Raw genomic sequence first — 21,061 nt, 5'->3', positions numbered from 1 at the left:
TACCTCGCATCATGTGCTTTCATATGATGCGTGTCCTCAGTCGCATTCCTGCGACACCTGTCGCTTCGGCCGTTTGATTCTGTCGACGGCTTGTACGGGATGCGGCCCGTTTCGTGCGTCTTGCGCGACATTCATTGCGGGCAAAAGAAACCGATTTTCATAGGTGTCGACATCTTGTCTGTCGAGACCGTTTGGATTTTGAGCGGCAGCGGGAACGCGCGTGCGCAATGTATCCAACATTTCCCGAAGGAAATTCCGATGAAACCAATCACCAACAAGAAACAAGAGTTCGGGGACGACCCGCTCGCAGTGCGTGAGACGGATCACTACCAGCATGAGTATGTGGAATCCTTCGTCGAGAAATGGGACGACTTGATCGGTTGGGAAAGTCGAGCGGAGAGCGAGGGGCAGTTCTTCATCGATATTCTGAAGTCACGGGGAAAACACAAGATTCTCGATGTCGCCACCGGCACGGGATTCAACTCCGTGCAATTGCTGCGGGCCGGGTTCGATGTGACGAGCGTCGATGGAAGCGCCGAAATGCTGGCCAAGGCCTTCGCCAATGGACGCGATCATGGATTCGTGCTGCAGACGGTTCATGCCGACTGGCGCTGGCTCAACAAGGATGTACACGGAAAGTTCGATGCCATCATCTGTCTCGGGAACTCGTTTACGCATCTCTTCGAAGAACGCGACAGGCGCCGGGCGTTGGCCGAATTCTATGCCGCACTCAAGCACGACGGACTGCTGATTCTCGATCAACGCAACTACGACGCCATCCTCGACAATGGTTTCAGCACCAAGCACAAATATTACTATTGCGGCGACCAGGTGACGGCCGAGCCTGAGCATGTCGACGAGAGTCTTGCCCGATTCCGATACGAGTTTCCCGACAAGAGTGTCTACCACCTCAACATGTTTCCGCTGCGCAAGAACTATACGCGACGGTTGATGCACGAAATAGGATTCCAGAAAGTCGTGACCTATGGCGACTTCCAGGAAACCTACAAGGACGAGGAAGCCGACTTTTTCATCCATGTTGCGGAGAAGACCTATCATGGCGAAAGCTAGATCAACGGCGGTCGAACAGGCTGAGGCCTATTATGACAGCCCGGATGCGGACGCGTTCTATTTCCATGTCTGGGGCGGTGAAGACATCCATATCGGCATGTACGAAAACGATGACGAGCCGATCGTCGCGGCGAGTCATCGCAACGACGAAACGCTGGCGTCGATGCTGAAGGGGCTAGGGCCGGCGCATCGTGTGCTCGACATCGGTGCGGGCTATGGCGGCGCGGCGCGGCATTTGGCAAAGACGCGGGGATGCCATGTGACATGCGTCAACATCAGTGAGACGCAGAACCGGCTCAACCGCGAGCTGACGCACAAGGCGGGGCTCGACGGATTGGTCGACGTTCTGCATGGCGATTTCGAGAACATTCCGGCAGACGACAAGAGCTTCGACTTCGTGTGGTCGCAGGATGCGATCCTCCACAGTGGCAACAGGCGGCGCGTTCTCGATGAAGTGACTCGGGTGCTGAGACCCGGCGGGCAATTCATCTTTACCGATCCGATGCAGGCGGACGATTGCCCTGACGGCGTATTGCAGCCGATCCTTGACCGTATCCATCTCGAAACGCTCGGCAGCTTCGGCTTCTACGAGACGGAACTTTCGGCGCGCGGATTCGAGAAGGTCGAAGTCAGAGAGATGACGCATCAGCTTCGCCGGCACTATGCGCGGGTCGCCCGCGAGCTGACCGAGGGTTACGAACGGCTGTCGGACATTGCGTCCCGCGACTATCTCGACAATATGATCAAGGGGCTCGGACATTGGGTGGACGGGGCCGACAAGGGCTATCTCGCCTGGGGCGTCATGCATTACCGCTTGGCAAAATGAGGCCGTGGGCATAGATTTGCCGCCGCCGGATATCCCGGCGCAAGGACAGGACGATGATCGAACCGATCCGCATCAATGGCGCATGGTGGACCACCTAGAGGGTGGCCCCGGTTCGTCGTCTGTCGTTTGACCCGGACAAGGCCGCCCCCGCTGGAGGCGGCCTTTTCGTTTGCGGTTTTCCATCGAAGGCGCCTCCCGGATGCGGTTCCGGATTTCGAGGAGCTGAAGATGGTCACGGAAATGCAGCGTATTTCACTGCCGGAGTTCGATCTCGACGGCGTCGTGCCGTGGGGACGGCGTCTCCGGGAGTATCAGGCGTTCTTTGCGCTCGACGACATGGCCGGGGCTGGCCCGGTGCTGGATGTGGGGGGCGGGCCATCGTCCTTTGCGGTGGAGGCTGCGTCGGTGGGGATGCGGGTCGTCGCAGCAGACCCGCTTTACCGCTTTCCAGGCGAGGCTATTGCCGCTCAATTCGAGGCGGCCGCGGTCGCGATGCGCGAGGGCATACGCCGTGCTGCCTATCGTTTCAACTGGAGTTATTATGGCTCGGAGGAAGCCGTTCATCGGCTGCGGCGGGAGGCGCTGGCGCTGTTTCTGGCCGACTTCGAAGCGGGAAAGGCGACGGGGCGCTATATGCCTGCGTCGCTGCCCAATCTGCCGTTTGCCGATGGCTCGTTCAGGTTGGCGCTTTCCTCGCACCTTCTCTTTCTCTATGGCGATGTGCTTGATTTCGATTTTCATGTGGCCGCCGTACTGGAACTTCTGCGCGTTGCAGATGAGGTGCGGATTTTCCCGTTGTTCAATCTCGACGGTCGACCGTCGAGCCATTTGCCGGGCGTGATGCGGGCGTTGGACCGGGATGGTGTGCGCTGTGCGTTGCAGGAAGTGCCGTTCGAATTTCAGAAGGGTGTACGGCGGATGCTGGTGGCATCGCGGGGCTGACGGGCGAGGCCCTTCCTTCGCCTCCGGAAGTTGCGATAATTGATATGGTGGGACGAGGATCATTTGATGAGCATCGAAAGCGCGACCGGCCTTCTGGGGGGATTGGGGCTTTTTCTCGTCGGCATGTGGCTGATGACCGACGGGCTCAAGGTCGCCGCCGGGCCGTCGTTGAAGCAGATTCTCGAGCGCTGGACCGACACACGGGCGAAGGGGCTTCTGGCCGGTTTTGCGCTAACGGCCCTGGTTCAATCGTCGAGTGCCGTCACTGTCACAGCCATCGGCTTCGTCAATGCGGGTGTCCTGACGCTCGGGCATGCCGTTTGGGTGATTTTCGGGAGTGCGGTTGGCACCACCATGACCGGCTGGATCGTTTCGGCGGTTGGATTCAATGTGGACATCAAGTTCATGGCGCTTCCCGCGATCGGGATCGGGATGATCCTGCGTCTGACGGCGCCCGGGCGCAGCCGTGGTGCAATTGGTGAGGCAATTGCGGGCTTCGGTATCTTTTTTCTCGGCGTATCGGTCCTGAAGGATTCATTCGAGGGTGTTGCGGCCGGGTTGCAGCTGGATGCGTTCAGCGGCAGCGGGTTCCTGCATTATCTTGCATTTGTGCTGGCCGGCTTCGGTGTCACTGCCATGGCGCAGTCATCAAGCGCTTCAATTGCGATTGCTCTGTCTGCGGTATCTGGTGGGCTGATCGGTATCGAAAGCGGCGCGGCAATGGTGATCGGTGCGAATATCGGCACTACTGTCACCGGCGTAGTGGCCGTTCTCGATGCGACATCGAACGCGAAACGGGTTGCTGCAAGCCATTTTGTTTTCAATCTGCTCTCGGCGTCGATCGCCTTGCTGATCATGCCGGTTTTCTTCCTCACGCTTTCCTGGCTGAAGACCACCGGTTTAACGCTGCCCGGTCCGGCGATGACACTGGCCATCTTCCATACGCTATTCAATGTGGCCGGGTTGCTGGTCATCTGGATGTGGGCAGACGACCTGATTGCCTGGCTCAAGGGGCTGTTTGTTTCCCAGGAAGAAAATGAAGCGCGGCCACAGCATCTGGACCAGACACTGGTCGACATGCCGACATTGGCAATCGAAAGTCTGATGCTCGAGATGCGGCGATTAAGTGGAATCGTGCTTGAAGGCAGTGCGTCATATCTGAATGACCCGGTACGAAAGGAGTCGATGCTCCGAAGCCGCTTCATCGTTTTCGAGTCTCTGGCCGACTCGATCCGCAGCTATGCTGCGACGCTTTCCGAGGCCCGCCTCACGTCTGGACTGCCGGATGCGCTGGCTCATCTTCTGCGCGCGCTGCAGCATTGCAACGCGATTGTGCATGAAATGAGAAATGCGATGTCTTTCGTGGCGACCGAATCACGCATGCCATCCTTGGTGCGGGAGCGTGTCGAATCCTACAGAAATGCACTTGTTGCGCTGATGCAGGACAGTCGTCTGCTTGACGATCAGGTGGAGGCCGACTGGCTGGGGGCGCAGGGACGTCAGTTCGAAGACGGCTATCAGGCCACCAAGCAATTCGTTCTGTCGGCAGCATCGCGGGGCGACCTCAAGCATCTTGCCTATCTCGACGATGCCATGCGAGAGGCCGACCTTATGCGCCGCATTGCACATCATGTCGTCCGGTCGGCCGCTCGATTCAAGGCAGCACGGGATGCGCTGACCATGCCGGAATCCAGTTCGTCGACGGCCGATGTGAACGTAGCCGATGAGGTTATTCGTAACGAATGATGCCGATCAGTGAATATCGTTCTTCAGGAAGTCGTCTATGGCCGCCAGCACTTCAGGTTCGTCAAGGAATGGGGCATGTCCTCTGTCGCGGGCGACGACGGATTTCATGCCGGGATGTTCCGCCAGCATTCGTTCGACAATGGTGGCCGTCAGCAGATCGGAGTTTTCGCCTCTTACGACAAGAACCGGCTTCTGTGCCAGCACCTTGAATTGCGGCCACATGGTGGCTATTTCACCCTTCGACGCTTCAAGCCCCTTGCGCATGGCCATGCCGATTTTCGGATCGTAGTCGAGCTTCGGCGTGCCGGCTTCTTCGGTGAAGGTACGGCGTGCAAAGGTTCGCCATTGCTCGGCAGAAAGATTCGGAAATTCGCGCTCGTTCATCATGCGCAGTTTGACCGCTGCTTCGTCCCATGTTGAAGGAACCTCCATCAGGCCGACATATCCCGCGATGCGTTCAATGCCTTTCGGATCAACTTCCGGACCGATGTCATTCAGAATCGCCGCCTTGATGACATTGGGCCGGAAGGCGGCGAGAAGCATGGTGACAATACCGCCGCGGGACGTTCCAACGAAAACGGCCTGCGGGAGACCTGCCGCCCCCATCAGGTCGAGCGTATCCATCATCTCGTGGACAGGTGTGTAGTCGGCCCAGTTTTCGCAATATTTGGAACGGCCGCGGCCACGGAAATCGGGGCAGAGAACCCGGTGACGCCGGGACAGATGTCTGGCCAGAGGCTCGAAGTCCTTTGAGTTGCGCGTGAGGCCCGGCAGGCAGATGACCGGAACGCCTTTCGCGGTGCGTTCGCCGTACTCAAGTGCGAAGAGCTTCAAGCCATCCTGACTGGTGTAGAAAATTTCACGAATGGGAGGCTTCGCCATTTACGTCTCCTGACCGATTGAGATCGGGGATCATGGGCAAGACATGACGAGGCGGCAAGAATCAATCTCAGCGGTTTCTAGCGGACAGCGGAGCGTTCGTCGTCCTCGACGACCGGTGCCATGGCGGCAGCCCCTTCCGGTGGCGCTATCGGTGCAGGGATCGAGGCGGACGAAGCCGTCGGCGTTGCGGAGGGCGGTGGCAGCGGTACGCCCGTTGGGCGTGGCGTCGGCGCAGGTGTCGTGATCGGCGCTCCCGTATGGCGCCGCAGATCGTCGGCGATGCGGGCTGGCTGTGCGTTCCCGGACAAGAGGCTGCGATAGACCTCGAGATTCTCGATGACCCGTTGAACGTAGTTTCGTGTCTCCGAGAAGGGAATCGTCTCGATCCAGTCGATCGGGTCGACGGCGGTTGAGCGGGGATCGCCAAATTGGTTGACCCATTGACGGACGCGTCCGCCGCCGGCGTTGTAGGCAGCAATGCTCATGATGTAGGACCCGCCGAACTCATTTTCGATCAGGTCGCCGAGATGGGCGGCACCCAGCGTCGCGTTGTAGACCGGATCCGTCAGCCTGCTGGCCGCGTAGGGCACCCCGATCTGTCGCGCGACGATGCGTGCGGTGCCCGGCATCAACTGCATCAGACCGCGCGCGCCGGCCGGGCTCAACGCCTTCGGGTCGAATTCGCTTTCCTGCCGCGACAGGCCATAGACCAAGGCCGTTTCGACGGGCGGGCCCTTGTGGGTCCATTGCGGCATCAAGCTGGTCGGGTATGCGTGGTCGGGAAGGATGATGTTGCGCGATGCAGCTGATTTGGCGATGCGCAGCGACAATTTCTGATCGCCGAAGCTGCGGGCAAGATCGGACAGGGCGGCCAGTTCGGCCGGATCGGCCAATGTATCGGCGAGATGCAGCATCACGGTCCAGCGTGTGCGTTCGCGATCGAGGTCCTGGAGGATGCGCGCGGCGCGCACCAGTTCCCGTTTATCGAAGCGCTGTCTGGAATCCGCCGTTCGGGCCGGGTTTGCCGGTAAATGCAGCTTGCCGTCGCCGCCCTGGCCACCCAAGGCGGCTGTTGCGAGTTGGCCGTAAAAGCTGACGGGATAGGTCGCGGCCTGCCGATAATAGCCAGTTGCCTCTTCCTTTTTACCGGCAGCAGAGGCGGCCCGGCCACTCCAGTAGTATGCGCGCGCCTTGCTGATCGGCGTCGAGACACCGTCGCCGAGCCGTTTGAAGTGCCCGAGCGCAATGTCGCTCTTGTTGAGAAACTGCAGTGCGATCCAGCCGGCCATGAATTCGCCTTCGGCAAATTCGACGCCTTCGGTCAGACCGTGGGCGGCGCTAAGTTCGTACGCTTGTTGATAGAGACCGCTGGTCAGTGCTTTCCTCGCCAGAATCTTGCGTTCGACCCACCAGATATCGGGACGAACCATCTTGTGCGGTTCTGTCGGCGCGGTCAGCAACAGCGGCAGCGCGGTATGGTCGTTGCCGCGACGGCGTTCATAACGCACCTGGTCGTACAGCAGACCCGGGTCGGTACGGAGCAGATCCGGAACACGTGAAAGTGCGGCACCGGCCTGGTTGGAGCCCGCACTGAGCTGGATACGTGCATCGGCGAGCGTTCGGGCGTCCTGTCCGACAAGGCCTGCCATGGTGCGCGCATCCGTTGTGCGCTGTTCCCACAGCAGTCGGCCGAGGCGCTCTTTCTGTGTCTCGGTATCGAGGTGGCTGCCATAAGCCGTCAGAATTTCCTTCTGGCGCGCTGCCGAATAATCATGATCGATCCAGGCGCGTCGAATCCATGTGGCGCCCTGGTCGGTTTTCCCGGTCTCGACAAGTGCCTTGCCGAAGCGAATCTTGCCTTCGCCGGTAACGGGCGGATTGGCTGTGAACCAGGCCAGAACGTCGTTGTTCGACATGGGGTAGGCCAGCAGGGCATTTTCGGCGCGAAGAGCCAGCACGCCCATACGCGGCCAGTCGGGATTTTGCTCACGGAAAGTGGTGATTTCGGCAAATGTTGCACCGCTGTTTTCGGCGAGAAGCCGGGTCCAGAGCACCAGTTTGGCGGCAACGGGGTCCGAAATGCGTGCCGCATGCTGCCGCGTGGCCGTCCAGTTCGCCCGGTCTGCCTCGGCAAAGGCATCGCGTGCCGCGCCTAGATCGGCGGCGCTGAGTTGCGATACCGCAGCGGTGGTCGAGGCGGCGGCGCGGGTTGGCGAAACGCTTGCCGCGGCCAGGGTACCTGATCCGGACCTTTGAGCGTCCGGGCGGGACAGAGGCACTGCAGACGCTGCCGCGCTCGCGGTCGCCAGCACAAGGCAGGCCACGGCAATCGCCGCAGACCGCGCATGTCTCGTCAGGCCGAATTCCACCTTGCTTGCCACTATGCGTTTCCAAAACCCCAGAGACGCTCGGACGCCTCGGGATGCCCCCGACAGGACACCCGGCGGCTTCCGGTTTCGGTGCCGGTCACGGCCGGTCCCAACGGCCCGGTTCCAAGGATTATCCACCGTCGAGACTACCTATGTGCTAACGGTTCCGACAATAGCCCACAAGGCCTGAAAGACGGCAGTTTTCTTGCCGCTGGGACCGCTTATGGGTATCTTGCGCGCCTTCGGGAACCGCCGAAGTATTTACCGCCCGAAAGGTTGTTCGGGACAATGGAGCCAGGGCCATGTTCAAGGGATCGTATGTCGCGCTCATAACGCCGTTTCGGGACGGCGCGGTGGATGAGGCTGCGTTCGTCAAACTGGTCGAATGGCAGATCGAGCAGGGCACCCACGGGCTGGTTCCCTGCGGGACCACGGGCGAGTCGCCGACGTTGAGCCATGACGAACACAAGCGTGTCGTCGAGTTGTGCGTCAAGACGGCCAAGGGACGGGTGCCGGTGATCGCCGGGGCGGGTTCGAACAATACGCTTGAGGCGATCGAACTGACGCGCTTTGCCAGGGATATCGGCGCAGATGCCGTCCTCAGTGTGACCGGCTATTACAACAAGCCGTCCCAGGAAGGTATCTACGCGCATTTCAAGGCGGTCAACGATGCGGTCGATATCCCGATCATTCTCTACAACATTCCCGGCCGGACCATTGTCGACATCAATCTTGAAACCATGACGCGGCTCTTCGAGCTGAAGAATGTCGTCGGCGTGAAGGATGCGACGGCAAACCTGGCGCGGGTCAGCCAGCAACGGCAGGCGATGGGGACGGATTTCTGTCAGCTTTCGGGCGAAGATGCTACCGCGCTGGGCTTCAATGCACATGGCGGCGTCGGCTGTATTTCCGTAACTGCCAATGTTGCGCCGGCGCTTTGCGCCCAGTTCCAGGGGGCGACGCTTGCCGGCGACTTCCGGAAGGCGATCGAGATTCAGGATCGCCTGATGCCATTGCATCATGCCTTGTTTGTCGACCCCAATCCTGCGCCGGCCAAATACGCGATGAGCCTGCTCGGATTTTGTGCCAATGAGTTGCGCTTGCCCTTGATGCCGGCGACCGGCGCCGCTGAACAGAAGGTTCGTGAGGCCATGCGGGTCGCCGGACTGATCAACTGAGACGGCCAATAGAAAGGCCGGGGATCCATGTCCTCAAAGAGTGGCGGCGCCAAGAAAAAGGCCGGAGATGGCCGGAAGATCATTGCGGATAATCGCAAGGCGCGCTTCAACTACAGCATTTCTGAAACGTTTGAAGCTGGTATCGAACTCAAGGGTTCGGAGGTCAAATCGTTGCGCGCTGGCCAGGGCAGTCTCAACGAGGCCTATGCACAGGCGACGAAGAGCGGCGAGATCATGCTCGTCAATGCCTATATCCCGGTCTATCTGCAGGCCAACCAGTTCAACCACGAGACGCGGCGGCCGCGGAAGTTGCTGCTGCACAAGCGTGAAATCGAAAAACTCGTCAATGCAATGCAGCGACAGGGCATGACCGTCGTGCCGTTAAAGATGTATTTCAATGAACGCAACATGGTGAAGGTCGAAATCGGGCTGGCCCAGGGCAAGAAGCTCGCGGACAAGCGCGAAACGCTCAAGGAGCGCAGCTGGGCGCGGGACAAGGCGCGACTGTTGCGTGAAAAGGGCTAGTTTAGTTCAGGTACTTGCGGATATCGGCAAAGACCGTGTGGAACATTTCCTCGGTCAGGCGGCGCGTGTTGGTATTGTAGCGTGAGCAATGATAGCTGTCGAAAAGGCGCAGGCCGCTACCGAGTTCATGAGTTGCACCGTGCCCGAACGTGGCAGATGAACGTTTCATGCCTTCGGCCGACAGAACCGCATCATGTGCGATGCGGCCAAGTGCCAGAATGGCCTTGAGGCGAGGCAGTGCCGCAATACGCGCAGTGAGAAAGCCGAGGCAATTCCGCGCTTCAGCCGGTGTCGGCTTGTTCTGCGGCGGCACACAGCGCACTGCATTGGTGATCATGGCGTCGACAAGCTCCAGACCGTCGTCGGGACGCGATGCATAGGTTCCCTTCGCGAAGCCGAACTCCAGCAGGCTCGCGTAGAGCAGATCGCCGGCATAGTCGCCGGTGAAGGGGCGGCCTGTCCGGTTCGCACCCTGTACCCCCGGTGCCAGGCCGACAATCAGTAGTCGCGCCGTATCCGTACCGAAGGATGGCACGGCTCCGTTGAACCAGTCCGGATGTGTGGCGGCATTCTCGCGGCGATAGGCGACGAGGCGCGGGCAAAGCTGACAATCATGCGGGGCTTCGGCTGGGAGTCCTTTCGTCATCCCCGGATCAGCCCCTGGCCGGCCGGTCGAGACCCTCATCGTCGTCATCATACTCGTAGTCGATGTCATTGCGCATAGCGGGCGCTGGTCGCTCGGTCTGGGCCCGGCCGACCGCATCGCGCAACGTTTCCAGTTCGATGAACTGATCGGCCTGGCGCCGCAGCTCATCGGCGATCATTGGCGGCTGACTTCGCATGGTCGAGACGACCGTCACGCGCTTGCCGCGGCGCTGGACTGCATCGACCAGACGACGGAAATCGCCGTCGCCGGAAAAAAGGATGAAGTGGTCGATCTTGTCGGCCAGTTCGAGCGCATCGATGGCAAGCTCAATGTCCATATTGCCTTTGACGCGGCGGCGACCGTCGGCTCCAGTGAATTCCTTGGCCGGCTTTGTGACGACTGAATAGCCATTGTAGTCGAGCCAGTCGATCAACGGTCGCAACGGCGAATATTCCTGATCTTCGAGCAGGGCCGTGTAGTAGAAGGCGCGAATCAAGGTGCCTTTGGCGCGGAAGTAATCAAGCAGGCGCTTGTAGTCGATATCGAAGTTCAGTCCGCGGGCTGCCGAATAGAGATTGGCCCCGTCGATGAAAAGTGCCATGCGTTCATGCGCATAAAAAATCATCTGAAACCCCTTTGTTTCTATATGTTTGCGTTCGAAAAATCTGAAAGTGGAATTAAATGGCAGGCCGATGTGCGGCAACAGCAATAAGGCCACGAGCCATCTCCCGGCAAGCCCTTGCGGCGCACATTCAGGGTGAAAGCTCGTGACCGATATTGCCGTCAACAGCATGAAGCAGTCTGCTGCCACGACCGGCAGGGTGCTGGTAGCGCTGGGTGGCAATCTGGCGAGTTCGTCTGGGGAGCCACACCGGACGATCGAGGCGGCGCTCCGGATCTTTCCCGCCTTCGGTCTTCGCGTTTCCAGACGGGCGCCTCTGTACCGGACGCCGCCAGTTTCGAAGTATATACAAGATAATTATGTAAATACTGTGGTTGAGATTGAGGTGGCAGTGCCCCCGGCGTCACTCTTGGCTGTCCTTCACCGAATCGAAGACCTATTCGGGCGGGTCAGGCGGGATCGCTGGGGCGCGCGAACGCTCGATCTCGATCTGCTGGATTATCGGGGCGTGATCGTGCCGGCGTCGGGGCTGCGTGGTCCCGAAGTCGGCATCGGGCCGCTGCCGCTGGCGTTACCCCATCCCGGCATGACCGAGCGTGCCTTTGTGCTGCTGCCGCTTCGCGACCTAGCCCCGGGCTGGCACCATCCGGTAACGGGCGAGCCGATTGACCAGCTGATCCGAAGGCTGCCGGCAGCCGCGTTGGGGGGTATTGTGCGTCTGGTGGACTGAAATTGTCCCGGATTTGCTTCTAAATGCCTGTTCCTGCTTGCTTTCCGCTATTCTGCCCCCTACATAAAGGGCCAAATCAGGTTCCCGCCCATACTGGAGTTTTTGCAATGGCCCGCGTGACCGTTGAAGATTGTGTCGACAAGGTCCCCAACCGTTTCGAGCTCGTTTTGCTCTCAGGGCATCGGGCGCGTGCCATGTCGGCTGGTGCCGAGTTGACGGTCGAGCGCGATAACGACAAGAACCCGGTCGTGGCACTGCGCGAGATCGCCGACAAGACCATCCTGCCGGAGGACCTGCGCGAAGATCTGATCAGCAGCATGCAGAGCCGCGTCGAGACGGAAGAACCCGAAGTCGAGAACATGCAGCTTCTGATCTCGGGCGAAGCGGGGGGCGAAGTCGCCGACACCTTCGGTGCGGCTGAGGGCTCTTCCGACCGCATGAGCGAAGAAGAGCTGTTGCGGGCGATACAGAGCCAGATCGACTCGCCGCAACAGAAATCGGCCGATGCCGATGATATGGACGGGGAAGACTGAGAGCGGGCGAGGAGGGCTTGGCCCCAGCGCAGACGTCAATCGGTTTGAGCGCCGCCCGGCCGGAAGGTAAGGGGCGGCGCTTTTCGTTTGTGGTGTACGGTGTCGGCGATGACAGGAAGTCTGCAAGATACGGCGCGGGAGATTCGATGAATGTTGCGTCAGTATGAGCTCGTTGATCGCGTGCTCGGCTACGATCCGAAAGCGGACGAAGCCCTGATCAACCGTGCCTATGTTTATGCCATGAAGCAGCATGGCAGCCAGATGCGCGCCAGCGGCGACCCCTATTTCTCGCATCCGATCGAAGTCGCCGGCATCCTGACCGATCTGAAGCTCGATACCGCAACCATTGTGACGGCATTGCTGCACGACACGATGGAAGATACCGGTTCGACGATGGACGAGCTGACAAAGCTGTTCGGTGCTCAGATTGCCGGTCTCGTCGATGGCGTCACCAAGCTGACGCGTCTCGAGCTTACCTCCGAGCGATCGAAACAGGCCGAAAACTTCCGCAAGTTCCTGCTTGCGATGTCGAACGATATTCGCGTTCTGCTGGTCAAGCTTGCCGATCGTCTGCACAACATGCGGACGCTGCATTTCATCGATTCCGTCGACAAGCGGCAGCGCATCGCGCAGGAGACCATGGAGATCTATGCGCCGCTTGCCGGGCGCATGGGTATCCAGGAGATCCGTGAGGAACTTGAGGACCTTGCATTCAAGGAACTCAATCCTGAGGCGCGCGAGGCTCTGCTGAAGCGGCTCAATGAGTTCCGCGAGGAAAGCGGCGACACGGTCAAGCAGATTGCCGACGAGATCGAGGCGAAGCTGCAAGACGAGGGGCTTTCGGCTGAGGTGATCGGGCGAGAGAAGCGTCCCTATTCGATGTGGCGCAAGATGGAGCGTCGCGGCATTTCGTTGGAGCAGCTTTCCGACATCTTCGGGTTTCGGGTCGTCGTCGATGATGTGCCGGACTGCTATCGTGCGCTCGGTATATTGCACACGTCATGGCCGATGGTGCCTGGCCGGTTCAAGGACTACATCTCGACGCCGAAGAACAATGGCTACCGATCAATTCATACGACAATGATCGGCCCCCAGAAGAAGCGTGCGGAGGTTCAGATCCGGACGCGCAAGATGCATGAGATTGCCGAGTACGGTATTGCCGCCCATTGGCTCTACAAGGAAGGCCCGGTCGATACCGACGCGTCAGGCGAGTTTGCTGCAACGTTCCGCTGGCTCCGCCAGTTGATCGAAATGCTCGAGCATGGCGGAACGCCTGAGGAATTCCTGGAGCACACCAAGCTTCAGATGTTTTCCGATCAGGTTTTCTGCTTTACGCCGAATGGCCTCCTCATCACGCTGCCGCGTGGTGCGACGCCGATCGATTTTGCCTATGCTGTCCACACCGAGATCGGCGATACTTGTGTCGGCTGCAAGATCAACGGCCGGCACATGCCGCTGCGCACCCGACTCGAGAACGGCGATGAAGTCGAAATCGTTCGTTCTCAGGTTCAGCGGCCGGCGCCAGCGTGGGAGGCATTCGTTGCCACAGGCAAGGCCCGTTCGGCCATCCGGCGCTCGATACGGGCAGCAAAGCAATCCGAATTCAGTCGCCTTGGACGACAGATTCTCAAGAGCGCATTCGAGGCCGCCGGCAAGGACGCATCGGACACGATTTTCGAGCGCGCGCTCGGCCCGCTCCGCAAATCGGACGTCAACGATCTGCTCGCATCGGTCGGTGACGGTACGCTCAGTCCGGTGCAGGTTCTGCATACGGTCTATCCCGAGGAGCCGGTTGCGAAGCGAGCGCGCAAGCGAGTTGGAAAAGGGAGCGGAAGGGACGAGCGCAACGGTGCCGTGCGTGTGACCGGCCGTGGTGCGGGCCTTGGCATCCAGTTTGCGCCGGAGACCTTCCCGCTGCCGGGCGAGCGCATTGTCGGTATCATGATGCCCGGCGAAGGCATCACGGTTTATCCGATCGATGCGCCGACACTTGAGAAATTCGACAGCGAGCCGTCGCGCTGGATCGATGTGACCTGGGATATCGATCCGGAAGTTCCGCAGACATTCCAGGCGCGCCTGCGCGTGACGGCGCGGAACGAAGTCGGCTCTCTCGGCCACATTGCAACGCTGATTGCCGATTACGGAAGCAATATTTCAAATTTGACGCTGACGCAGCGCGATGCCGACTTCTATGATCTGCAAATCGATCTCGATGTTCGGGATATCAAACATCTGACGCGCATCATGTCGGCGTTGAACGGTCTGTCCTGCGTCAATACCGTCGCGCGTCCCCGACACTGATACCCTTAGTCTCCATGCCTGAAAGCCGGTGAACACCCCATGAAAGAAGCCAAGGTTCTCAAAGAATTCGAAAAAGCCGGTGCGCTGCTGAAAGGGCATTTCATCCTGTCATCGGGGCTGCACAGCCCGGTGTTTCTGCAGAAGGCGCTTGTCTTCATGAACCCGAAACGGACGGCCCGCCTCTGCAAGGCACTGGCAGCGAAGATCGAGGACGCGGTCGATGGTCCGATCGATGCCGTTGTTTCGCCTGCTGTCGGAGGGATCATTCCGGGCTATGAAACCGCGCGCCACCTGAAAGTCCCGGCAATGTATGTCGAGCGGGAGAAGGGCGAGTTCGTGCTGCGACGCGGATTTCCGCTGACACGGGGCATGCGGGTCGTGATGGTGGAGGACATTGTCACAACCGGACTGTCGTCGCGCGAGTGCATTCAGGCGATCCGCAAGACAGGTGCGAGGGTCGTGGCTGCTGCCTGTCTCATCGACCGTTCCGGCGGGAAGGCGAAGGTCGGGACCAAGCTCATTTCACTTGCTCAGATCGACATACCGGCTTATCCGGCTGACAGGCTGCCGAAGGAACTTGCGGCATTGCCCGCCGTCAAGCCCGGCAGTCGCGGCATCGCGTAGAGGAGACGGCTCCCGTGTTTCGGCGCCGCGTCGAACTTCACCCGTTGCGGAAACTCCGCGAGACGTTCTGGCCAAGTGCGGGCTGGAAGCGTGCAATCCAGTATGGATGGCGGCGGGTGTGGCGCTTGTCGGGAACGCCGCACGCCATTGCGATGGGATTCTCTGCGGGGGTCTTTGCGTCCTGCACCCCGTTTCTCGGATTTCACATTCTGATAGCGATGATGGTCGCCTGGATCTTGCGCGGCAATCTGATTGCCAGCGCGATTGGTACCTTTGTCGGCAATCCGCTGACCTTCCCCGCCATCTGGTTCGTCGTCTACGAAGTCGGCCGCTACATGGTTGGCGCGCCGGCCGGGGTGGACCCCGATATTGCCGAAACGCTGCAGAGCGATCGCGCTTTCGACATGATCCTGCCGCTGCTGGTTCCGCTGACTGTGGGCGCCATTCCAGTCGGTATCGTCATGGGGTCGATCAGCTATGTCGTGACGCGGAGCGGTGTGGAGGCCTATCAGTTGAGACGCCGGCGGCGGCTCGCCGAGCGCGCGCTGACGCTGAGGCCCTTTCTCGACCCGCAACCGCCCACGGGCGAAACCCGGGAGTGATCATGGACGGAACATCGAAAGGGCAGGCATGAGCCCGGCTTCGCATCTTCGCCTCGGCGTCAATATCGACCATGTCGCGACCATCCGGAATGCGCGCGGCGGCGAACATCCCGATCCTGTGCGCGCCGCGATGGTTGCGGCCGTAGCCGGGGCTGATGGCATCACTGCGCATCTGCGCGAAGACCGGCGGCATATACGCGATGGCGATATTGCGCGGCTGAAGGGCGAAATCGGGTTGCCGCTCAACCTTGAAATGGCGGCAACGACCGAAATGCTCGACATCGCGCTACGCCATGTGCCCCATGCCTGCTGCATCGTGCCGGAACGCCGCGAGGAAGTGACGACCGAGGGCGGTCTGGATGCGGCAGGGCTGCACAACCATCTGGCGCCTTTCGTTGCGCGGCTTTCCGACAAGGGGATTCGCGTTTCGCTGTTCATCAACGCCGAGACCCGACAGCTCGAAGCGGCGCGTTCGCTGGGCGCCCATATTGTGGAACTGCATACCGGCGCCTATTGCGACGCCGCGCTTGCGCAGGAAAATGTCAAGCGCGACACGGAGTTGGCACGACTTGCCGAGGCGGCGCGCAATGGCGCCACGATGGGGCTCGAGGTTCATGCCGGGCACGGGCTGACATTCGACACGGTGGCACCGATTGCCGCGATTCCCGAACTGATGGAGCTCAATATCGGCCACTTCCTGATCGGCGAAGCGATCTTCACCGGGCTGGAGGGAAGCATCCGGCGCATGCGGGCGGTGATGGACGCGGCGCGGCCGGCTCTGGAGGCGCGGGCATGATCCTCGGAATCGGCAACGATATCATCGACATAAGGCGTATCGAGCAGACGCTGGAGCGGTTCGGCGAAAGGTTCATCGGCCGGATCTTCACCGATGTCGAGCGGCGCAAATCCGAAGGGCGGCGAATGCGGGCGGCCTCCTATGCCAAGCGCTTCGCGGCCAAGGAAGCCTGTTCGAAGGCGCTTGGAACCGGCTTCCGGCAAGGGATTTTCTGGCGCGACATGGGGGTTGTGAACCTGCGTACGGGGCAGCCGACCATGGCGCTGACCGGCGGTGCGCGGCTGCGGCTCGAACAGATCACGCCGGAAGGGATGGATGCCATCATCCATCTGACGATCACCGACGATCACCCGCAAGCACAGGCTTTTGTTATCATTTCTGCGGTGCCGCGGCTGTGAGCCCGGGGGGCAGACGGGGCGGCCGATTGTGGTATGGTCCGCCGTTTTCGAGGGCGGGAGCCGGAAGATGTCGATGATGGAAAATGCCAAGAAACTGCGCAGCAGCTCGCTGGCCGAGAACTTGCGGACCGTCGGCTATGCGCTGCTGATTGCGCTCGTCATCCGCGCCTTCTTCTTCCAGCCCTTCTTCATTCCTTCGAGCTCGATGGAATCGACGCTGCTGGTTGGCGACTATCTCTTTGTTTCCAAATACAGTTACGGCTATTCGCGGCATTCGCTGCCGTTCAGCCCGGGGCTCTTTGGCGGCCGTATCTTCGGCGCGACGCCGGCGCGCGGCGATATCGTCGTGTTCAAGCTGCCGGTCGACAACCGAACCGATTTCATCAAGCGGGTCATCGGCTTGCCCGGCGACACCGTGCAGATGAAGGACGGCGTGCTCTATATCAACGATGTCGCGGTGCGACGGCAGCGGGTCGACGACTTCGTCGAACGCAGTCCTTCGGGCAATCTGCGCCGTATTCCACAGTATATGGAGACGCTGCCCAACGGGGTTTCGTATATTACGCTGGACATGACCAGCAACAGTGTCTGGGATAACACCGGCCTATACATCGTGCCTGAAGGCCATTACTTCATGATGGGCGACAATCGCGACAATTCGAGCGACAGCCGCGTGCCGGATGCTGTCGGATACGTGCCTTTCGAGAATCTGGTGGGCCGGGCAGAGATCATTTTCTTCTCGGCCAATGGCAGCGCCTCGTTCTGGCAATTCTGGAAATGGCCCTCGGCAATCCGCTGGGAGCGGATCGGCAGATGGACCGATTGAGCGCCGCGCTCGAAAAGAAATTGTCCTATGAATTCAAGGACAAGGGCCTTCTTGCGCGGGCGCTGACGCATCCGAGCACCGGCCCGGAGAATTACCAGCGGCTGGAATTTCTCGGCGACCGGGTGCTGGGACTGGCGGTCGCGGACTGGCTGCTGCGCCTGTTTCCGGATGCGGACGAGGGCGAATTGGCCATCAGATTCAATGCGTTGGTCCGCAAGGAAGCCTGCGCCGAAGTGGCGGCGCGTATCGATCTCGGGCGCTTCATCATCATGGGAGCGGGCGAGGAAAAGGCCGGCGGACGGCAGAAATCCGCCATTCTTGCCGATGGCTGCGAGGCGCTGATCGCGGCGCTCTATCTCGATGGCGGGATGGCGGCGGCGACACGGTTCATCACCCGAGAATGGGCGCAACTTGTTGATAAACATGAGGAAATTCCGCAGGACGCCAAGACCGCGCTGCAGGAATGGGCGCATGCGCAGGGGCTGCCAGCGCCCAGCTACCGACAGACAGCGCGCAGCGGGCCCGATCATGCGCCGGAATTCACGGTCGAGGTCGTGGTCGGGGATTCCAAGCCACTGACCGGAAAAGGAAATTCGAAGCGGCAGGCGGAGCAGGCGGCCGCCAGGGCGCTGCTTGAGACAGCGGGCGTCTGGCACTGACCCCCCCTCTGTCACGCAACTGTCAAAAAACTGTCACAAAAGAGTTCGCATGGAAAACCAGACCACCCGGACGGACCCGCAGCGTTGCGGGTTTGTCGCCATAATCGGGGCGCCGAATGCCGGCAAGTCGACCCTGCTCAACCGCATGGTCGGATCGAAGGTCGCGATCGTCACCCACAAGGTGCAGACGACGCGGGCGCGCATCCGCGGCATCGCGATGGCGGGCAACACGCAGATCGTCTTTGTCGACACGCCCGGCATCTTCAAGCCGAAGCGGCGGCTCGACCGGGCGATGGTGGACGCCGCCTGGGGTGGCGCGGGCGACGCCGACCTGATCGTGCTGATGGTCGACATGGAGAGCGGTCGCGACAGCGATGTCGAACGCATCGTCGAGGGGCTGAAAGCTCAAGGCCGGAAAGCCATCCTTGTACTGAACAAGGCCGATGCCTGCGACCGCGAAAAACTGCTGAAGACGGCGGCGGCGCTGACCGCGACCGGCATCTTCACCGAGACCTTCATGATCTCGGCGCTGACCGGCGACGGCGTCGAGGATCTCAAGCGCCATATCGCGGCGCAGATGCCGGAAGGACCGTGGCATTACCCGGAAGACCAGGCGGCCGATGTGCCGCTCCGGTCGCTGGCGGCCGAGATCACGCGCGAGAAACTTTTTCTCCGGCTGCATGACGAGCTGCCCTATTCGCTGACCGTCGAGACCGAAAGCTGGGAACAGAAGAAGGACGGCTCGATCCGCATTCAGCAGGTCATCTATGTCGAGCGCGACAGCCAGAAGAAGATCGCTTTGGGCAAGGGCGGGCAGACGATCAAGACCATCGGGCAGATGGCGCGCGAGGAATTGCAGGAGATGCTGGAGACGAAAGTGCATCTCTTCCTGTTCGTCAAGGTGCGCGAGAACTGGTCGGACGACCGCGAACGCTATCGCGAGATGGGGCTCGACTTTCCGAAGGAGTGAACGAAAGACCCATGGTCTATATCGAACTTCTGATTGTGCTGCTTCTGATCGCCGTCAATGGCGTGCTGGCGATGTCGGAGCTTGCGGTCGTTTCTTCCCGCAAGGTGCGGCTCGAACAGATGGCGCGGGCGGGCAGCGCGGGCGCGCGCCAGGCGCTGGCGCTGATCGACGATCCGAGCCGGTTTCTGGCCACGGTGCAGATCGGCATCACGCTTGTCGGCGTCGTCGCCGGCGCCTTCAGCGGCGCCACGCTGGGTCTGAGGCTCGGCGACTGGCTTGCGACATTCCCCGTGCTGGCGGAATACGGGCCCGCGGCCGGCATCGCCGTCGTCGTCGTGTCGATCACCTATCTGTCGCTTGTTGCCGGCGAACTGGTGCCCAAGCGGATCGCGCTGCTGGCCCCGGAGCGCGTGGCGGCGGCAATCGCGCCGCCGATGCGGCTGCTGTCGCTGGTTGCGGCGCCGGCGGTGTGGGTTCTCAAGGTATCTATCGATGCGGTGCTGAAGCTTCTGGGGCTCAACGGCACGCGGCAATCCACGGTGACCGAGGACGAAGTGAAGTCGCTGATCGCCGAAGGCACGCGCGCCGGCGTTTTCGTGCCGCAAGAACGCGAGATGATCGAGGGCGTGCTCCGGCTTGCCGACCGCACGGTGCGGGCGATCATGACGCCGCGGGTCGATCTCGTCTGGATCGACAGGGATGCCGATGCGGAAACCATCGCCAGGACGGTGGCGGAGAACCGCTATTCGCGTTTTCTCGTCTGCGACGGCTCCATCGACGAGACGTTGGGCGTGGTGCACGCAAAGGACCTGTTGCCGGCCGCGCTGCGGGGCGGCGCGCTGGAGCTTGACCGCGTGACGATGCGCGCGCCCGTCGTTCCGGAGAACAAGGAAGTCTTCCGGCTGCTCGACCGCTTCAAGCAGGACAAGATGCATATCGCCATCGTCGTCGACGAATACGGATCGACGCAAGGCATCGTGACGCTGACCGACATTCTCGAATCGATTGCCGGCGAGTTGCCCGAACATGGCGAAGAACCGGAACAGATCATGCTGCAGCGGCCGGACGGCTCGTGGCTGGTCGACGGCGCAATGCCGGTCGACGAATTCGCGGCGCAGATCGATATCGGCACCGTCGACGGCGACTTCCAGACGGTTGCCGGCTTCGCGCTTTCGCAGTTCGGGCATCTGCCGCAAACGGGCGAGGTCTTCACGTTCAAGGGGCACAGCTACGAAGTCGTCGACATGGACGGCCGCCGCATCGACAAGATTCTGGTGACGCCGATGCGGGACGACACGGGGGAGGGTGCAGTCTGATACGCAGGGTAGTACGCACTTTCGCGAGATGGGGCTCGAATTTCCGAAGGAGTGAGAGGTTCTCGGTATAAATCTATTGACTATCTTCCATCGTCAGCGAGGTTCTTGAGCTGACTTCGACGTGAAGCTCTTGCATTTCTGATTTGGGCTAAAGTGTCTTGGTCTCTAAAGAAGTTTCGATGAACAAAAAATGGACCATGTTCTTTCGCCGCCTGATAAACCTGTACAACGATGTCACATGCCAAGTTGAATGCTTCGTCGACAAATCGAGATTTGGATTTCTCGTCCTGCCATTTTGGTTTGCTGAACGAACGCAAAAACTCTACTTCGTCACGCTCTCGCAACCGGCACACTTCGCGCACAACTTCACCCAACGCAAAGAAAGATAGATACTTTCGTTCAAGGGCGCTCCTTCGGATTTTGTCTGTTTCGTCCATTTGATCGTCTGACCTGAGCCCCTGAACTTCCTCCAGATTTGAGTAGAGTCCGTCACTTGAAG

At 60.4% G+C, this 21,061-nt stretch carries 22 protein-coding genes; 17 read left to right on the top strand and 5 right to left on the bottom strand.

Going from position 1 to position 21,061, the window contains the following annotated elements:
• The first annotated feature begins 258 nt into the window (after positions 1-258).
• From AAC071_RS15445 to AAC071_RS15430, 4 genes are all read left to right on the top strand, one after another.
• Positions 259-1,071, top strand: a complete 813-nt coding sequence (locus AAC071_RS15445) for a class I SAM-dependent methyltransferase (protein ID WP_339834260.1) — start codon at positions 259-261, stop codon at positions 1,069-1,071.
• Positions 1,058-1,897 (top strand): methyltransferase domain-containing protein, encoded by an 840-nt coding sequence (locus AAC071_RS15440; RefSeq protein ID WP_339834258.1) that lies wholly within the window; start codon positions 1,058-1,060, stop codon positions 1,895-1,897. Before AAC071_RS15445 ends, AAC071_RS15440 begins: the two co-directional genes overlap by 14 nt.
• 228 nt (positions 1,898-2,125) lie before the next feature.
• Positions 2,126-2,839 (top strand): hypothetical protein, encoded by a 714-nt coding sequence (locus AAC071_RS15435; RefSeq protein WP_339834256.1) that lies wholly within the window; start codon positions 2,126-2,128, stop codon positions 2,837-2,839.
• Positions 2,840-2,905: 66 nt separating this feature from the next.
• Positions 2,906-4,585, top strand: a complete 1,680-nt coding sequence (locus tag AAC071_RS15430; RefSeq protein WP_339834254.1) for a Na/Pi symporter — start codon at positions 2,906-2,908, stop codon at positions 4,583-4,585.
• Positions 4,586-4,591: 6 nt separating this feature from the next.
• Here the strand turns inward: AAC071_RS15430 and AAC071_RS15425 are convergent, their stop codons facing one another.
• Together AAC071_RS15425 and AAC071_RS15420 are read right to left on the bottom strand one after the other, a co-directional pair.
• On the bottom strand, positions 4,592-5,467 hold the full coding sequence (locus tag AAC071_RS15425; protein ID WP_339834253.1) for an alpha/beta hydrolase: 876 nt from the start codon (positions 5,465-5,467) through the stop codon (positions 4,592-4,594).
• 77 nt (positions 5,468-5,544) lie between these two features.
• Entirely contained in the window at positions 5,545-7,848 is a 2,304-nt protein-coding gene (locus tag AAC071_RS15420) for a lytic transglycosylase domain-containing protein (RefSeq protein WP_339834251.1), read from the bottom strand.
• A gap of 290 nt (positions 7,849-8,138) precedes the next feature.
• On the opposite strand from AAC071_RS15420, the gene dapA reads away from it, so the two are divergent.
• Positions 8,139-9,014 (top strand): 4-hydroxy-tetrahydrodipicolinate synthase, encoded by an 876-nt coding sequence (dapA, locus tag AAC071_RS15415; protein ID WP_339834250.1) that lies wholly within the window; start codon positions 8,139-8,141, stop codon positions 9,012-9,014.
• Positions 9,015-9,041: 27 nt separating this feature from the next.
• Entirely contained in the window at positions 9,042-9,539 is a 498-nt protein-coding gene (smpB, locus tag AAC071_RS15410) for an SsrA-binding protein SmpB (RefSeq protein WP_339834247.1), read from the top strand.
• Between the two features lies 1 nt (position 9,540).
• Here smpB and AAC071_RS15405 read toward each other — a convergent pair whose 3' ends face one another.
• Together AAC071_RS15405 and AAC071_RS15400 are read right to left on the bottom strand one after the other, a co-directional pair.
• On the bottom strand, positions 9,541-10,185 hold the full coding sequence (locus AAC071_RS15405) for a uracil-DNA glycosylase (protein ID WP_339834245.1): 645 nt from the start codon (positions 10,183-10,185) through the stop codon (positions 9,541-9,543).
• Between the two features lie 7 nt (positions 10,186-10,192).
• Positions 10,193-10,807: an NYN domain-containing protein gene (locus AAC071_RS15400; RefSeq protein ID WP_339834330.1), complete on the bottom strand. Its 615-nt coding sequence runs from the start codon at positions 10,805-10,807 to the stop codon at positions 10,193-10,195.
• A 169-nt stretch (positions 10,808-10,976) separates the two neighbouring features.
• Between AAC071_RS15400 and folK the strand changes: the two genes are divergently transcribed.
• The 11 genes from folK to AAC071_RS15345 all read left to right on the top strand — a co-directional run bounded on the left by folK (position 10,977) and on the right by AAC071_RS15345 (position 20,562).
• Entirely contained in the window at positions 10,977-11,537 is a 561-nt protein-coding gene (gene folK / locus AAC071_RS15395; RefSeq protein ID WP_339834328.1) for a 2-amino-4-hydroxy-6-hydroxymethyldihydropteridine diphosphokinase, read from the top strand.
• 107 nt (positions 11,538-11,644) lie between these two features.
• Positions 11,645-12,070: a DNA-directed RNA polymerase subunit omega gene (gene rpoZ, locus AAC071_RS15390; protein ID WP_339834243.1), complete on the top strand. Its 426-nt coding sequence runs from the start codon at positions 11,645-11,647 to the stop codon at positions 12,068-12,070.
• 150 nt (positions 12,071-12,220) lie between these two features.
• Positions 12,221-14,371 (top strand): bifunctional (p)ppGpp synthetase/guanosine-3',5'-bis(diphosphate) 3'-pyrophosphohydrolase, encoded by a 2,151-nt coding sequence (locus tag AAC071_RS15385; protein WP_339834241.1) that lies wholly within the window; start codon positions 12,221-12,223, stop codon positions 14,369-14,371.
• Positions 14,372-14,410: 39 nt separating this feature from the next.
• Positions 14,411-14,995 carry an orotate phosphoribosyltransferase gene (gene pyrE, locus AAC071_RS15380; protein ID WP_339834239.1) on the top strand — a complete coding sequence of 195 codons (585 nt, stop codon included), beginning with the start codon at positions 14,411-14,413 and terminating at the stop codon, positions 14,993-14,995.
• 14 nt (positions 14,996-15,009) lie between these two features.
• Positions 15,010-15,597 (top strand): DUF2062 domain-containing protein, encoded by a 588-nt coding sequence (locus tag AAC071_RS15375; protein ID WP_339834237.1) that lies wholly within the window; start codon positions 15,010-15,012, stop codon positions 15,595-15,597.
• Between the two features lie 28 nt (positions 15,598-15,625).
• A complete protein-coding gene (locus tag AAC071_RS15370) occupies positions 15,626-16,393 on the top strand; it encodes a pyridoxine 5'-phosphate synthase (protein WP_339834235.1) in 768 nt (255 codons plus the stop codon).
• The gene (gene acpS / locus AAC071_RS15365; protein WP_339834233.1) at positions 16,390-16,791 is read left to right on the top strand and encodes a holo-ACP synthase; all 402 of its coding nucleotides are present in this window, start codon (positions 16,390-16,392) and stop codon (positions 16,789-16,791) included. Before AAC071_RS15370 ends, acpS begins: the two co-directional genes overlap by 4 nt.
• Before the next feature lie 67 nt (positions 16,792-16,858).
• Positions 16,859-17,617: a signal peptidase I gene (lepB, locus tag AAC071_RS15360; protein ID WP_339834230.1), complete on the top strand. Its 759-nt coding sequence runs from the start codon at positions 16,859-16,861 to the stop codon at positions 17,615-17,617.
• Positions 17,605-18,276 (top strand): ribonuclease III, encoded by a 672-nt coding sequence (rnc, locus tag AAC071_RS15355; RefSeq protein WP_339834228.1) that lies wholly within the window; start codon positions 17,605-17,607, stop codon positions 18,274-18,276. Before lepB ends, rnc begins: the two co-directional genes overlap by 13 nt.
• A 49-nt stretch (positions 18,277-18,325) precedes the next feature.
• On the top strand, positions 18,326-19,246 hold the full coding sequence (gene era / locus AAC071_RS15350) for a GTPase Era (RefSeq protein WP_339834226.1): 921 nt from the start codon (positions 18,326-18,328) through the stop codon (positions 19,244-19,246).
• Between the two features lie 11 nt (positions 19,247-19,257).
• Complete coding sequence (locus AAC071_RS15345; RefSeq protein WP_339834223.1) at positions 19,258-20,562, top strand: hemolysin family protein; 1,305 nt, start codon at positions 19,258-19,260, stop codon at positions 20,560-20,562.
• 80 nt (positions 20,563-20,642) lie between these two features.
• Here AAC071_RS15345 and AAC071_RS15340 read toward each other — a convergent pair.
• Positions 20,643-21,061: hypothetical protein (locus tag AAC071_RS15340; protein ID WP_339834220.1), on the bottom strand; the 419-nt coding region annotated here is incomplete at its 5' end.

The sequence above is a fragment of the uncultured Parvibaculum sp. genome (assembly GCF_963975745.1).
GTDB lineage: Bacteria > Pseudomonadota > Alphaproteobacteria > Parvibaculales > Parvibaculaceae > Parvibaculum.
Note: the sequence above shows the minus strand (reverse complement) of the source record. Positions and strands in the feature narration are given on the sequence as shown.

Coding starts and splice junctions, on each gene's coding strand:
- era (WP_339834226.1), top strand. CDS start 18,326: ATGGAAAACCAGACCACCCGGACGGACCCGCAGCGTTGCGGGTTTGTC.
- AAC071_RS15445 (WP_339834260.1), top strand. CDS start 259: ATGAAACCAATCACCAACAAGAAACAAGAGTTCGGGGACGACCCGCTC.
- AAC071_RS15405 (WP_339834245.1), bottom strand. CDS start 10,185: ATGACGAAAGGACTCCCAGCCGAAGCCCCGCATGATTGTCAGCTTTGC.
- AAC071_RS15370 (WP_339834235.1), top strand. CDS start 15,626: ATGAGCCCGGCTTCGCATCTTCGCCTCGGCGTCAATATCGACCATGTC.
- AAC071_RS15435 (WP_339834256.1), top strand. CDS start 2,126: ATGGTCACGGAAATGCAGCGTATTTCACTGCCGGAGTTCGATCTCGAC.
- rnc (WP_339834228.1), top strand. CDS start 17,605: ATGGACCGATTGAGCGCCGCGCTCGAAAAGAAATTGTCCTATGAATTC.
- pyrE (WP_339834239.1), top strand. CDS start 14,411: ATGAAAGAAGCCAAGGTTCTCAAAGAATTCGAAAAAGCCGGTGCGCTG.
- AAC071_RS15425 (WP_339834253.1), bottom strand. CDS start 5,467: ATGGCGAAGCCTCCCATTCGTGAAATTTTCTACACCAGTCAGGATGGC.
- AAC071_RS15430 (WP_339834254.1), top strand. CDS start 2,906: ATGAGCATCGAAAGCGCGACCGGCCTTCTGGGGGGATTGGGGCTTTTT.
- lepB (WP_339834230.1), top strand. CDS start 16,859: ATGTCGATGATGGAAAATGCCAAGAAACTGCGCAGCAGCTCGCTGGCC.
- AAC071_RS15440 (WP_339834258.1), top strand. CDS start 1,058: ATGGCGAAAGCTAGATCAACGGCGGTCGAACAGGCTGAGGCCTATTAT.
- dapA (WP_339834250.1), top strand. CDS start 8,139: ATGTTCAAGGGATCGTATGTCGCGCTCATAACGCCGTTTCGGGACGGC.
- acpS (WP_339834233.1), top strand. CDS start 16,390: ATGATCCTCGGAATCGGCAACGATATCATCGACATAAGGCGTATCGAG.
- smpB (WP_339834247.1), top strand. CDS start 9,042: ATGTCCTCAAAGAGTGGCGGCGCCAAGAAAAAGGCCGGAGATGGCCGG.
- AAC071_RS15385 (WP_339834241.1), top strand. CDS start 12,221: ATGTTGCGTCAGTATGAGCTCGTTGATCGCGTGCTCGGCTACGATCCG.
- rpoZ (WP_339834243.1), top strand. CDS start 11,645: ATGGCCCGCGTGACCGTTGAAGATTGTGTCGACAAGGTCCCCAACCGT.
- AAC071_RS15345 (WP_339834223.1), top strand. CDS start 19,258: ATGGTCTATATCGAACTTCTGATTGTGCTGCTTCTGATCGCCGTCAAT.
- folK (WP_339834328.1), top strand. CDS start 10,977: ATGAAGCAGTCTGCTGCCACGACCGGCAGGGTGCTGGTAGCGCTGGGT.